Origin of the sequence: Thiocapsa imhoffii (assembly GCF_016583985.1) — a bacterium.
GTDB lineage: Bacteria > Pseudomonadota > Gammaproteobacteria > Chromatiales > Chromatiaceae > Thiocapsa > Thiocapsa imhoffii.
Genome location: NZ_NRSD01000007.1, coordinates 17174 through 30956 on the forward strand (window position 1 = coordinate 17174; position 13783 = coordinate 30956).

General features: G+C 63.2%; 10 protein-coding genes. 4 read left to right on the forward strand and 6 right to left on the reverse strand.

Annotated elements, in window-relative coordinates:
- Together CKO25_RS08700 and CKO25_RS08705 are read right to left on the reverse strand one after the other, a co-directional pair.
- Complete coding sequence (locus tag CKO25_RS08700; protein WP_200387543.1) at nt 1–1446, reverse strand: cryptochrome/photolyase family protein; 1446 nt, start codon at nt 1444–1446, stop codon at nt 1–3.
- Nucleotides 1447–1605: 159 nt separating this feature from the next.
- Nucleotides 1606–2538, reverse strand: coding sequence for a histone deacetylase family protein (locus CKO25_RS08705; RefSeq protein ID WP_200387544.1), 933 nt, complete (start codon nt 2536–2538; stop codon nt 1606–1608).
- A 244-nt stretch (nt 2539–2782) separates the two neighbouring features.
- Between CKO25_RS08705 and CKO25_RS08710 the strand changes: the two genes are divergently transcribed.
- A complete protein-coding gene (locus CKO25_RS08710; RefSeq protein ID WP_200387545.1) occupies nt 2783–5461 on the forward strand; it encodes a bifunctional acetate--CoA ligase family protein/GNAT family N-acetyltransferase in 2679 nt (892 codons plus the stop codon).
- A 123-nt stretch (nt 5462–5584) separates the two neighbouring features.
- Here CKO25_RS08710 and CKO25_RS08715 read toward each other — a convergent pair whose 3' ends face one another.
- The 3 genes from CKO25_RS08715 to ftsH all read right to left on the reverse strand — a co-directional run bounded on the left by CKO25_RS08715 (nt 5585) and on the right by ftsH (nt 10021).
- On the reverse strand, nt 5585–7126 hold the full coding sequence (locus CKO25_RS08715; protein WP_200387546.1) for a LysM peptidoglycan-binding domain-containing protein: 1542 nt from the start codon (nt 7124–7126) through the stop codon (nt 5585–5587).
- Nucleotides 7127–7307: 181 nt separating this feature from the next.
- On the reverse strand, nt 7308–7886 hold the full coding sequence (locus CKO25_RS08720) for a Maf family protein (protein ID WP_338115096.1): 579 nt from the start codon (nt 7884–7886) through the stop codon (nt 7308–7310).
- A 194-nt stretch (nt 7887–8080) separates the two neighbouring features.
- On the reverse strand, nt 8081–10021 hold the full coding sequence (ftsH, locus tag CKO25_RS08725) for an ATP-dependent zinc metalloprotease FtsH (RefSeq protein ID WP_200387547.1): 1941 nt from the start codon (nt 10019–10021) through the stop codon (nt 8081–8083).
- 329 nt (nt 10022–10350) lie between these two features.
- Here ftsH and CKO25_RS08730 point away from each other — a divergent pair, with 329 nt between their 5' ends.
- A complete protein-coding gene (locus tag CKO25_RS08730) occupies nt 10351–11244 on the forward strand; it encodes a PDZ domain-containing protein (RefSeq protein WP_200387548.1) in 894 nt (297 codons plus the stop codon).
- Between the two features lie 64 nt (nt 11245–11308).
- On the opposite strand, the gene CKO25_RS08735 is transcribed toward CKO25_RS08730, so the two are convergent.
- Nucleotides 11309–11848 carry a hypothetical protein gene (locus CKO25_RS08735; protein ID WP_200387549.1) on the reverse strand — a complete coding sequence of 180 codons (540 nt, stop codon included), beginning with the start codon at nt 11846–11848 and terminating at the stop codon, nt 11309–11311.
- A 209-nt stretch (nt 11849–12057) separates the two neighbouring features.
- On the opposite strand from CKO25_RS08735, the gene nagZ reads away from it, so the two are divergent.
- The gene (gene nagZ / locus CKO25_RS08740) at nt 12058–13134 is read left to right on the forward strand and encodes a beta-N-acetylhexosaminidase (protein ID WP_200387550.1); all 1077 of its coding nucleotides are present in this window, start codon (nt 12058–12060) and stop codon (nt 13132–13134) included.
- Nucleotides 13131–13682: a hypoxanthine-guanine phosphoribosyltransferase gene (locus CKO25_RS08745; protein WP_200387551.1), complete on the forward strand. Its 552-nt coding sequence runs from the start codon at nt 13131–13133 to the stop codon at nt 13680–13682. The genes nagZ and CKO25_RS08745 overlap by 4 nt, the downstream gene beginning before the upstream one ends.
- Nucleotides 13683–13783 lie beyond the last annotated feature (101 nt).

The window sequence follows — 13783 nt, forward strand, 5'->3', positions numbered from 1 at the left end:
TCAGCGCGCGCGCCCTTTGATCGTCTCATACGCGGCGAGTGCCGCCGCGCGCGAGTCTTGCAAATCAACGATGGGCGCGGGGTACTCGCGTCCAAGGCGCAGTCCGGCATGATCCAGAACCGCGGGGGGCGCCATCCAGGGACGGTGAATGAACTTGACGGGGAGGCGGCCGAGTTCTGGACACCAGCGTCGCACATAGTCTCCCCGCGGGTCGAACCGCTCGCCCTGCAGGACTGGGTTGAAAATCCGAAAATAGGGCGCGGCGTCCGCGCCGCATCCGGCACTCCATTGCCAGCCGAGGGTGTTGGCGGCGAGGTCGGCGTCCACCAGTGTGTCCCAAAACCAGCGAGCACCCAGTTGCCAAGGCAAGCGCAGGTTCTTGGTCAGAAAGGAGGCGACGACCATGCGCGTGCGATTGTGCATCCAGCCAAGCTCCCAGAGTTCACGCATGCCAGCATCAACCAAGGGGATGCCGGTCGCACCGCGCTGCCAGGCTTCGAGCAGGCGCTCGGCATCGGTTTCACGCCAGGGTAGCGCGGCGAAACGCGGGTCCAGCGGCGCGTCAGTGGTATGAGGATAATGATAGAGGAGGTGATGGGCGAACTCGCGCCAGCCGAGTTCACGGACAAACGGCTCGATCGGCTCCGCGCTGGGGTCCTCCCAGATCTCCGTGACCATCCGCAACAGGCGCCGCGGGCTCAGTTCGCCAAAATGCAGCGCCGGCGAGAGCGCGGAGGTGCCCGTGCGATCGGGGCGATCACGTTGCTGCCGGTAGTCCGCGGCATGGGTGTGGAGAAAGGTTCGTGCGCGTGCGTGTGCCGCGGCTTCGCCAGGCGTCCAGGTGGCCTGTAGACCGCTGTCCCACGGGATGCGTGGCCTCAGCATCAGCTCATCAAGCGCCAGTCCGCTCACCAAAGGCGGAGCCGGGGGCAGCGACACGGGCGCGTCGAGTGTTGTGCACTCGCCTAGGCGTGTGCCGCAGCGACGCCAAAAGGCGCTGAAGACCCGATAGGGTTCTCCGCTTCCACTCGCGATCTCCCAGGGCTCGAAGAGGACCGATCCCGGGTGGCTCACCACCTTGATCCCGGCGGCACGCAGGGCCTGCTTCACCCGGGTGTCACGCTCGCGTGTGGCTGGATCATACAGCCGATTCCAGTGCAGGGTTCGGGCTCCCGTGGCGGAAGCAATCCGTGTCAGCGTGTCGAGGCTGTCGCCGCGCGTGACCAAGAGCTGGCTGCCGCGTGACCGCAGGTCGTGGGCGAGTTGTGCGAGACTGCCGTGGAGCCACCAGCGGCTGGCGGCCCCGGGCACCCACGGCGCTTCTTCCTCCGGTTCATGGATGTAGAGAGGAAGTAAGTGATCGCAATCGCTCAGACAGCCATGCAGGGCTGGATTGTCATCGAGTCGCAGGTCGCGTCTGAACCACAGGATTGCGGTGTTCGGCATGTCACATCCTTCCGTCGTCGGTTGGCCGTGTTGGAGCAGGTGGTGAAAGAGACGCGCGCGAGCGAGGCTAAGGCCGGATTACGCCTTGCGGCTGGTGGCGGACTCTCCTATCCTGATGCTGCGATGCAGCAGGGCGGCCGGCGGTCCGGGTCTCTCGGATCAGGCGTGACCGATCAGTTCGTCGATATGGACGCTGACGGATCGTCCGAGCGCCGAGAGGCTATAGCCCCCCTCAAGACACGAGACGATGCGCTCTTCGGCATGACGCCGGGCGATCAGGTGGAGTTCTCGCGTGATCCAGGCGTAATCGGGTTCGCGCAAGTTGAAATGCGCCATGTCATCCTCGGCATGGCCGTCGAATCCGGCCGAGATCATGATCAGTTGCGGCGCGAAGGCATCGATCCTCGGTAACCAGGCCGACTCGACCGCGGCCCTGTAAGCTGCGCCGTCGGTCAGTTTTGGCAGCGGCAGGTTGAGGATATTCGCCGCCTTGGTGTCGGCCCCGCTGCCAGGGTAGAAGGGGTGTTGAAAACTCGAGCAGAAGAGGACGCGCTCGTCACCGATGAAGATCTCCTCGGTGCCGTTACCATGGTGGACATCGAAATCGACGATCAGGATGCGCTTGAGGCCATGGTGCTCCATGGCATGCGTGGCGCCGATCGCAACATTGTTGAAGAGACAAAAGCCACCGGGGGTGCGTCGACCCGCGTGGTGCCCGGGTGGGCGTACACTGGAGAAGGCGGCGTGGTGTTTTTCGCTCATCACCAGGTCGACGCCCAGGATCGCGGCCCCCGCAGCGCGCAGGGCGGCAGGCAGGGTGTGGTTGTTCATGGCGGTGTCTCCGTCGATCCACACCATGACATCGTCGACCTCCGGCGCGGCCGCCATGATGTCTCGAACATAATCCGCATCATGGACCCGCAGTAACTGCTCGAGGCTGGCCTCCGGGGCGTCGTAGTGGGTCACCAGCATCTCCATCCCCGAGGCAATCAACCGGTCCTGGATCGCGAAGAGCCGTTCCGGGCACTCGGGGTGGTGTGCCCCCATCCGATGTTGTTGGCAGATCGGGTGAGAAATGAACGCAAGGTTCATGAGAGAGTCCTCGAGTCTCGATCACACACAGGCGCCGTCAGGTCATCCCGGGCGATTCTTGTTGTCGATATGCGCCAGTTGGGGCGCGATCAGATGGTTTGCGAATCCAATCCTGATCCACCCGACCGTCGCGATGCAGGTGGCCATCACAAGCATGCGCGTTCACCGCATGGTGCTGGCTCGACGAAGGCGAGCGGTCCGCGCTTAGCTTAATCCCATTTGCCGCCCGGGAGGGCATCATCCGATGCGTGTATCCGATATCGAACAGCTCTTCACCCCCAGCACCGTCGCCGTCTTTGGTGCCAGCGACAGCCAGGGCTCCATCGGCGGCATGGTGTTTCGCAATCTGCTCGAAGGGCAGTTTCAGGGCAATGCCTATCCCATCAATCCGAAATACGACGAGGTTGCCGGCCAACCCTGCTATCGCGACCTCTCACATCTGGATAAGCACGTCGACCTGGCCTTGATCGCGACCCCGGCGGATCGCGTTGCGGGAATTCTTGAGCAATGTGGAGGTTATGGGGTAAAGGTCGCCGTGGTGCACTCCGCTGGATTCGGTGAATACGGCGAACGTGGATTCACGCTGCAGGAACGGATGGTCGAGGCCGCGCGCACCAATCGCATCCGGGTGCTGGGTCCCAACTGCATCGGCGCCATGCGTCCTCAACACCGTCTGAACGCGAGCGTGGGTCAGGACCTGCCACGTCCAGGCAACATTGCCTTGGTCTCCCAATCCGGCGCGATTTGCACGGCAATGATCGATTGGTCCGAGCGCCGCGGGATCGGGTTCTCGGCCGTGGTGTCGCTCGGGGCCGCGGCGGATGTCGATTTCGGCGATGTGCTCGATTATTTGGCCTTGGATCCGCAGACCAAATGCATCCTCCTCTACGTCGAGGGGATCCGCAATGCGCGCCATTTCATGAGCGGCTTGCGAGCGGCGGCACGCTTGAAGCCCGTAGTCGTGGTGAAGGCGGGCCGCTATGCCGCCCGCTCGCGCAGTCTGAAGTCACACACCGGTGCCTATGTCGGGTCGGCTGATGTCTTTCGTGCCGTCACCGAGCGTGCCGGAGTCGTGCAGGTCGGTCAGTTGGATCAGTTGTTCGCGGCCGCGCAGGTGTTCGGAACCGAGCGGCGCTTGGCCGGTGATCGCATCGCCATTATCACCAACGGCGGCGGCCCCGGTGTGCTCGCGGCCGATCGCGCGCTTGCGCTCGGGTTGCAATTAGCGGAGATCAGCGACAGCACCCGCAAGACCCTGGAGCAGGCACTGCCTGATTATTGGTCACACGGCAATCCGATCGACATCATCGGTGATGCCCCGCCCGAGCGCTATCGGGCCGTACTCGATGCCTGTCTCGCCGATCCGCAGGTCGACGGCGTGCTCTGTGTCCTGGCGCCCTTGGTCTTCGGTGATCCGGTCGCGACCGCTGAACAGGTCGTGGCCGCCGCCAAGGAGAGTCGCAAGCCGGTGCTGGCCTGTTGGATGGGGGGGAAACGGGTTGCCGAGGCGCAGGAACTGTTGGCTGCGTTCGACGTTCCCCATTTCGACAGTCCGGAGGTGGCGGTCGATGCCTTCTCCTATCTCGCTAACTATCAGCGAAATCAGAAACTTCTGATGCAGTCGCCCGGCCCTTTGTCGCACGAGGACGCTCCCGACATCGAGGGCGCGCGGCTCATCATCGAAGGCGTGATGGGGGAAGGTCGCAAGGTCCTCGGCACGATTGAGGCGAAGGCCATCCTCTCGGCCTTTCGCATTCCGACCACGCAAGCGGTGCTAACGCGCACGCCTAATGAGGCATTGATGGCCGCGCAAGCGCTCGGCTTTCCGGTGGTGATGAAGATCAACTCACCCGACCTCCAGCACAAGTCGGATGTCGATGGCGTGCGGTTGAACATCAACGATGCCCAATCGGTGCGGCGCACCTACACCGAGATCATCGAGCGGGCGGCTCGCTTGCGTCCCGAGGCGCGCCTGGAAGGCATCACCGTCGAGCACATGGCCTCAATGCGCGCGGCGCGCGAACTCATGATCAGTGTCTCGCGCGATCCGATTTTCGGCCCCGTGATCAGCTTCGGTGCTGGTGGCACCAAGGTCGAAATGCTGGAGGATCGCGCGCTGGGGCTGCCGCCCCTCAATGCGTTCATCATCCGCACCATGATCGACCATACGCGGGTGGTGCGCCTGATGGGTGCCTTTCAACACATGCCGCCCATGAATCGCGCTGCCTTGGCACGGATTCTCCAGCGCGTCTCGGAGATGGTGTGCGAGTTGCCTGAGATCATCTCGATGGACATCAATCCCTTGATCGGGACCGATCGGGACGTCACGGCCGTCGACGCCCGCATCATGGTTGATTACCGTCCACCCCAGCAGACCACCTATGGACACATGGCCATCCACCCCTATCCCAGCCACCTGATCGAGCGCGTGCAATTACCCGATGGCAAGGATTTGGTGATCCGGCCGATCCGCCCCGAGGATGCGGAGATGGAGCAGAATTTTGTGCGCGGTCTCTCCGAACAGACGAAATATTTTCGCTTCATGCAGGCCATCAAGGAGTTAACCCCCGAGATGCTGGTGCGGTTCACGCAGATCGACTATGACCGTGAAATGGCGTTGATCGGCGTGGTCGAACTCGAGGGCCGCGAGATCGAAGTTGGGGTTGCCCGCTATATGGCCCGCCCCGGCGGCGAGGCCTGTGAGTTCGCCATCGTCGTCTCCGATACCTGGCGTAATCTCGGAATCGGGGCACGTCTCATGCGCTCGTTGATGCAAAACGCCCGTTCACGTGGATTTCGCGTGATGGACGGAGAGGTCTTGACCGCGAACAACCGGATGCTGGCTTTAGTGAAATCACTCGGCTTTCGCATCGAGAGTGATCCCCACGACATGGCGATCAAATGGGTGACGAAGGTGCTCTAGATCGATGCCCGAGGGGCCGGTGGCGCGAGCCGGTGCGGGTTCGGTGCCTGGGGCGGCAATGATCCTCGCACGACTGGGGGAACCGCGACACTGGCGTCGCGGTTCCTTGACGCCACTGCGGTACTAACTGCTCACCTTGAGCTTTTGGCCCGGCCGGATGTTGTTATCGGTTGGGCTGATCTTGTTCAAACGACGCAATTCATCGACCGTGAGACCGTTTTCGACGGCAACGCGATACAGGGTTTCCTGTGGTTTCACAACGTGATAGCGCGGCTTGGACGCTGCTGGCTTGGCCGTTGATGCCGTCGTTGCACGCGCCACATTGGACGTGGTCTTGGTTGTGGTGGTCGCCTTCACCGTCGACTGCTTCGCCTGTGTAACCGCAGGGCGGGCGGGAGCCGGTGCCGCTTGCGGCGTGGCCCGCGCGATCATGCTATGCGAGACGGGTGGGGGATGGCTGGCAACGCGTTGCTTGGTGCCCGCGGGCAGCCAGATCGTCGTTCCGGATGGCAAGTTGGCACGTCCCTCGCGGACACGATCGCGCCAATGTAGGTTCAACTCGGCGAGTTGCCGCGAGGAGACTCCGTAGTGGCTGGCGAGGTGGGTCACTGGCATGCCGTGTTGCAGGACCAAGCGGTCATGTGCCCAGGGTTGCTCCGGACTGATTCCTTCAGGAAAGTAGCGCTTTGCATTGCGTGTGACCTCGCGCGCGGCGATGAATTCGGCATAGAAGTTACGGGACGCGAAGCCGAAATAGGGCCCTTTGTACTGTTGCACGATGCGTCCGATGTCGTCGCCGAATTGGGCCTTGGCGTTGGCCATCCCTCCTTGTCCGTGATTGTAGGAGGTGATGGCAAGCGGCCAGCTGCCGAGCCGTCGGTGCGCCTGCGCAAGATAACGGGCGGCGGCATCGGCGGCGATGATGGGATCGAACCGTTCGTCGATGGTGTCGTTGACGCTCATGAACATGCGCCCGGTCGCGGGCATGAACTGCCAGACCCCAGCGGCGCCGACACTCGAACGGGCGTTGGTCTGGAAGGAAGACTCCACATGGGGAAGGTAGGCGAGGTCTTCAGGAACACCGTGTTGGCGCATGATCTCCCGAAAATGGGGGTCATAGCGCCCGCTGATCTCCACGCCACGACGGAAGCGTTCGCGCAGCCCCCGCTGGCTCCGAACACGATCGGAGGCACCATAAATCGCACCACTACCGCCCGCGCGCTCGAGCTTCTCGAGTAGGGCCCGATCCGTGCTCGTCAAGGTCTGGCCGGCCCGTACACGTGCTTCGACGGCACTCAGCTGGTCCTTGTAAGCACTGGTCCGCGACCGAATCAACTGCCGCTGTGAATCCGTGTAGCCCTCCAGAATCGGATCCGGGAGTTTCACGACCTCATAGACCACGCCCATGTGTTCATTGTCGTGGATTGCCACCTCTCCCCGGCCCCAGATCCCATAGACATGGCGCCAGAAGTCGACGTTGGGTTGGATTTCCGCTGGGACCGGGAAAAACTCCGAACTGGAGATCTGATAGCTCCCCAGGCGAGTGGACGAGTGGCTCGTACCGTCGCGCGAGTCGCCCTGACTGCTGCATCCGGCGAGTCCAATGAGGGTGATCAGGAGCAGAATGACAGGCAGCAGCAGTGATGGGTGGCAGTGGTTTCGCATGGTCCGCGGGTCCTCGTGAGGCATCAGGGTCAATCATTGTGTTGAGTGTGTGTCGCAACGGGGGCGTCGCGGCTTGGATCCGCGCGACACACGCGTGCGCCGTGATCGAGACCGGCGAACCGAGACGGCGGCCAGTGCGCGATGATCCCGAGCGTGGCCTGGACGAGCCCCTCGGTGCTGCTCACGCCCCGAGCGGAGTGATCCCAGCGGCCTCGAGCAAGCGCGTTAAGCGGATCAGAGGCAAGCCAATCAGGGCGTTTGGATCATCGCATTCGATGCGCTCGAAGAGCGCGATCCCGAGGCTCTCCGACTTGAAGCTTCCGGCACAGTCGAAGGGTTGCTCGCGATCGAGATAGCCGTCGATCTGCGCTCGCGTGAGCCGGCGCATGTGGACACCGACCGGTTCGACAAGGGTTTGTGCCACATCCGTCTTGGTGTTCAAGAGACACAGCCCGGTTTGAAAGAGGAGTGTCCGCCCGGATGCGCGCTCCAATTGCGCGATCGCACGCGCGCGCGTGCCCGGTTTCCCAAGGATCTCTCCATCGAGACAGGCGACTTGATCGGATCCGATGATTAAGGCATCGGGATACTGCCCCGCGACAGCCCGCGCCTTGGCTTCGGCGAGGCGCAGCACCAGGACTTGTGGTGGTTCCCCGGGACGCGCCCCTTCGTCAACGGCAGGAGCAGCCGTATGGAACGGAATGCCCAAACGCTCCAACAGGGCACGGCGATACGGCGATGTGGACGCGAGGACAAGCACGCGGCGCGGCACCTGTGATGAGGCCAAAAGACTCAGGTCACCATCAGGCCAGGGCCTGGCGAACTGCCAGGTTGCCACCCAACCTCGGACCAATTTCACTCAAGTATAAAACAAAAAAGCCTTCGCAACAGGTTGCGAAGGCTCATCTTCATGATCGCATGACGGAGCGCCGTGATGGCGGCGCTCCGTGTCGCCTAGACGCCGCCGACGGCGCCTCCGACAACGGGCGGGTCCTCACCGTGGGAAGAGCCGCCCCGGCTCGCGGGGACATCACCACCACCCCCAGCACTGGGCTTGGCGTCACTGCCGGCATCGTCGTCGGGTTCACGGACTGGGCGCCCCTCCATGATGTCGTCGATCTGCTCCTTACTGATGGTTTCGTATTTCAGCAAGGCCTCCGCCATCGTATGCAGTTTGCCGAGATTATCCTCCAGGATCTGTTTCGCCCGGCGGTAGTTACGGTCGATGATGTGACGAACTTCCTTGTCGATCGCCTGGGCCGTCTCGGGCGAGACTTGCCGTTGCTGTGTCACCGAACGGCCGAGGAAGACCTCGCCCTCGTCCTCGGCATAGGCGAGCGGACCTAAATTGTCGGACAGCCCGAAGCGGGTCACCATGTTGCGGGCGATATCGGTCGCGCGCTCGATATCGTTCGATGCCCCGGTCGTGACCTGCTCCGGTCCGAAGATCATCTCCTCAGCGAGACGTCCACCGAACAGGGTCGAGAGTTGGCTCTCGAGTTGGCGCTTGCTCATGCTGTAGCGGTCCCGTTCGGGCAGGAAGAGGGTGACGCCGAGTGCCCGCCCACGCGGAATGATGCTCACCTTATGGACCGGATCATGTTCCGGAACCAGGCGACCAACAATGGCGTGCCCCGCCTCATGGAAGGCCGTGAGTTTGCGTTCGGACTCGGACATCACGATGCTGCGCCGTTCCGCCCCCATCATGATCTTGTCCTTGGCCCGCTCGAACATCTGCATGTTGACCTCGACATGCCCGGCGCGGGCCGCGAACAGCGCCGCCTCATTCACCAGGTTGGCGAGATCGGCGCCGGAGAAGCCGGGCGTGCCGCGCGCGATGGTTCGCGCATCGACATCATCAGCGATCGGCACCTTACGCATATGGACCTCGAGGATCGCCGCCCGACCGGCGAGATCGGGCAAACCGACGACGACTTGGCGATCAAAGCGCCCTGGGCGCAAGAGCGCCGGATCGAGCACATCGGCGCGGTTGGTCGCGGCGATCACGATGATGCCTTCATTACCGGCGAATCCATCCATCTCGACCAACAACTGATTCAGCGTCTGCTCGCGCTCGTCGTGACCGCCACCGAGGCCCGCACCGCGCTTGCGCCCGACGGCGTCGATCTCATCGATGAAGATAATGCAAGGCGCGGCCTTCTTCGCCTGCTCGAACAGATCGCGCACGCGGGAGGCACCCACGCCGACGAACATCTCAACGAAGTCAGAGCCCGAGATACTATAGAAGGGCACCTTGGCCTCACCCGCAATGGCGCGCGCGAGCAAGGTCTTACCGGTCCCGGGCGGTCCAACCATCAGGACGCCGCGGGGGATGCGGCCACCGAGGTTCGAAAACTTCTGGGGATTCCGCAAGAAGTCAACGAGTTCGGCCACCTCTTCCTTCGCCTCCTCGACCCCCGCGACATCGCGCAGGGTGACCTTCACCTCGCCCTCGGCGTGTTGGCGAGCGCGGCTCTTGCCAAAGTTGAAGATGCCGCCGCCCCCGGATCCGCCCATATTCCGGCGCATGAACCAGAACCAGACCCCGATGAGCAAAATGAAGGGGAGCCAGGCGATCAGGATCTGGGATAAGACGCTCGGGCGTTCCGGTGGCTCGGCACGGATGGAGACCGCGTTTCTCAGGAGATCGCCGACCAAGGCGGGGTCACCAGGGTCAAAGGTCTCGAAGCGGGATCCGTCAGTGCGTACGCCCTTGATCTGCTGGTCACGGATGGTCACCTCGCGGATGGAGCCATCGTCGAGTTCTTGCAGGAATTGGCTGTAGCTCAGATGACGTGACTCGATCGGGTCGGTATTGGTCATGCTATTGAACAGCATCACCAGCCAAATGGTGACAGCGATCCAGAGCAGCAGGTTAAGATTCTTTGCATTCATCGTGGAACGTCCTCGTTGACCATCGCTGGGGTGGAGCCCAATCGCTCCGGGCGATGGAGACATGCTGGGAACATCGGGTCAGGGGTCGGAAAACCAACAGAATCGCTTCTGCAAATCCACATCGCCCATTCCAAGTCACGACAGCTTATCAGCTTTGGCCCTCGCGCAGAGGGCCGTGCTGGTGTGCGCTGATGCCGCAGTGCGAAGCGGGAACACCACCGGTCCTGTCGTGGTCCCTGACAGGGTTAGGATGGCGTCCGCCCAGAGCCTTCTGACGCTCCAAACGCCGTATCATTCCACTAGCAGCTTCGAACCAGTCAGGTTTTTCCATGCGCTCAACACAATCCTTGTCCTTGGCGGGGTTCATTGGCGGGGTCCTGATCGGGGCCGCGTCGATGGCTGGCTTTCAAGCGATGACTGACTCCGATCTCACGCCGCCGGAGTCGGGACCACCCGCTGCGCCGGACGCAGCCGAACCGATCGCGAACGCGGCCCTGGCCGTGATCTCGCCCCCCCCGGATCCCCTATCGGTCGGGGCCCCCCCGCCGAGCGCGCGCGCTGAGACCAGTGAGACCAGCATGCGCCAACTGGAGCGACAGGTTCAGGATCTGCGGATTCGCTTGGTCTCGCTCGAGCAATCCATGGCACAGATGATCGCGACCACGGCGCGCCAGACGCATTCCGCGGAGGCGCGTCGACCAGATCCGCCCCGCACGACCAGCGCACGGCGGGCCGCGCTGGTGGCCGCGGGGGTCGAGCACGCCGTCGCGGAGCGGATCGTACTGCGCGATGCACAGCGCTCGCTCGATCAACTGGCCCTGCGTGATCAAGCGACTCGCGAGGGCTGGTTTGGAACGGAAGAGTATCGCGAGCAATTGACCCGCTTGAATGCGGATGCCCGCCCGTTGCGCGAGGAGATCGGCGATGACACCTATGATCTCTATCTCTTCACGACCGGAGCGGATAATCGGGTGGCCGTGGATTCCGTGATCCCCGGGTCGGCCGCGGAGTTTGCCGGCTTGCAACCGGGCGATCTGATCGAGGCCTATGCCGATGAGCGTTTGTTCGATTTCTCCGAGTTGCGCCGCAAGACCACCGAAGGCGAGGCAGGAGAACTTGTTGCCGTGCGGCTACGCCGCGATGGTGCCGTGATCGACACCTGGATTCCCCGTGGGCCACTGGGCGTGACCCTCGACTCAGCGCGCTTCCTGCCGCGACCCTGAGCGTGCCGCTCGCGGACGCGCCCGGGTGGGGATCTAAGGGGGGGCGCAAGGCGGCCCGGCTACGTTACCGGGCGGCGTCGCGCTGGAGGTCTTTGTTGAGATCCGCCATCAGCGCCGTTAATGGCCCGGCGATTGGTGGTTGGCCGGATTCAAACCGGCAATGACGACAGTCACCGCGATAGACACGGTCGAGACGAACCTGCCCTGTCCCCGGATGGGTGACGCGAATGCGCATGCTGATCTCGCTGCCCGGCCCCGGGGGCTGAGTCCATTTCAGGCTCGTCAAGGCCGGCTGCATCAGCAACTCGCCCTCATGGGCCTCCGTGCGGGTTTCCAGAGGGATCACGACCGCATAAAGTGGCATGCGGTCGAGTTCTTGTGACATGACCCGCTGGATCCACCAGAGTGATATCTCTGATTCACCCGCGCCTCGTCCGTCGACGACCGGCGCGATCGCCAACGCAACCGGGCCATCATAGCGTTCATTTTCGGCGATGCTGCCGCGAAACTCCGAGCGTCCAGACCGCGTTCCGCAGCTTGTGATCGCGCCGAGGATCACCAAGGCGATCACCAGATGGATGAGATGGCGCAAAGAGCGGGGCATGAGTTCCTCCAGGGGCGAGACGACGCTTGATCATAACGAGCGAGCCGGCGCAGACGAAGTGGCGGTGGAGTATGACGCCAACGCGATCGCTGTGGTATAAACCCAACGAAGCGGTTGCGGGCGGCGGGATGGCGCCAAAGCGCTCGAGACCCACCGCAACGTCCCTACCTAGGCCCCCGCTGGCGTGGCCGGTTTCACGAGGTTGACCGATGGCGCTTGGCTCGGTGATGCTGGATCTCGCAGGGACCGTGCTCACGGCCGAGGATCGCGACGTGCTGCGCCATCCGGCTGTGGGTGGTGTCATCCTCTTTGCGCGTAATTACGCGTCGCCCGCTCAGTTGGCGCGACTCACGGCTGAGATTCACGCGCTGCGTGAGCCGCGTCTGCTGATCGGTGTCGATCAGGAAGGTGGGCGAGTGCAGCGCTTTCGCGACGGCTTCACGCGTTTGCCGCCGGCCGGCCGGTTCGCGCTCCTGCATGCCGCGCGCCCCCGGGAGGCGCGTGCCGCCTGCGAGGCGGTCGCTTGGCTCATGGCATCCGAGTTGCGGGCGGTCGGCATCGACTTCAGCTTTGCGCCGGTACTCGATCTCGATCGAGGGCTGAACGCGGTGGTCGGTGATCGAGCCTTCGGATCACGCCCGCGTGTCGTCGCCGAACTCGGTCTCGCCTGGCTCGACGGCGTGCGCCGCGCCGGGATGGCCGCGGTCGGCAAACACTTCCCGGGACACGGCGGCGTCGCCGTCGATTCGCACCAGGCATTGCCCGTCGACCCGCGTGCCGATCACGAACTCCTGAGCGAGGACCTGATTCCCTTCGAGCGTCTCATCGCGCATGCGCTGGAGGCCATCATGCCCGCGCACGTCTGCTACCCCCGCGTTGATGGGCGACCGGCAGGATTCTCGCCGGTCTGGCTGCGTGACATCCTGCGCGGCCGCTTGGGTTTCCAGGGCGTGATTTTCAGCGATGATCTCAGCATGGGCGCCGCGGCGTCGAGTGGCGCGCCCGTCGAGCGTGCCGAGGCCGCGGTGCGGGCCGGCTGCGATATGCTCCTGGTCTGCAATGATCGGGCATCGGCCATCGAAGTCCTTGACGCCTTCGTCGATCATCAGGATCCGGCGGTCGAACTGCGATTGCTGCGGATGCATGGGCGCGGTGGCACGGCGCGTGAGCGATTACACGAAGATCCTGCATGGCAGCGGGGGATTGAGTACGTGGCCATGCTCGAAGGGCTCGAGACCCTTGATCTTGATCTACTCGATCCAACCGACCCGGAGGCACTAGGATGAAGCTCGAAGCTCAGCGTTACGATGCCGTTGCCGCTCGCGCGCAGCAGCTCGTAACACCCGCAGAGGTCGATACGGCGCTCGATCGCATGGCGCAGGAGATCACCCACCGTTTGGCCGGGACGGATCCACTGGTGCTCTGCGTCATGACCGGGGCAGTTTGTGTCGCAGGGTTGCTGCTGCCGCGGCTGCATTTTCAGTTGCGGGTCGATTACATCCACGTCACCCGCTATCAAGGGCAGACACGTGGCGGTGAACTCGAGTGGCGCTACCGCCCCTCCGAACGGATCCGCGATCAGCATGTCCTGATCCTCGACGACGTCCTTGACGAAGGCCTCACGCTCAAGCACATCGTCGAGGCCTGTCACGCGGACGGCGCGCGCGTGGTGCAGAGCGCCGTTTTGGTCGCCAAAACACGTCCGCATGCCTGCGAGGCCGATGTCGTGGGCCTGGAGGTCGAGGATCGATACATCTACGGTTATGGTCTCGACTACAAGGGGTATTTTCGCAACGCCGACGGGATCTACGCGGTCGCCGATGATGATGTCTAGATTCCTGCCCGTTGATAGGTAATTGCTGATAAGGCAATATAAGTAAAGGCTTTTTGACACGCTTTCCGCTTTGTTATACACCCTGATCAGCGCCGTGTCGC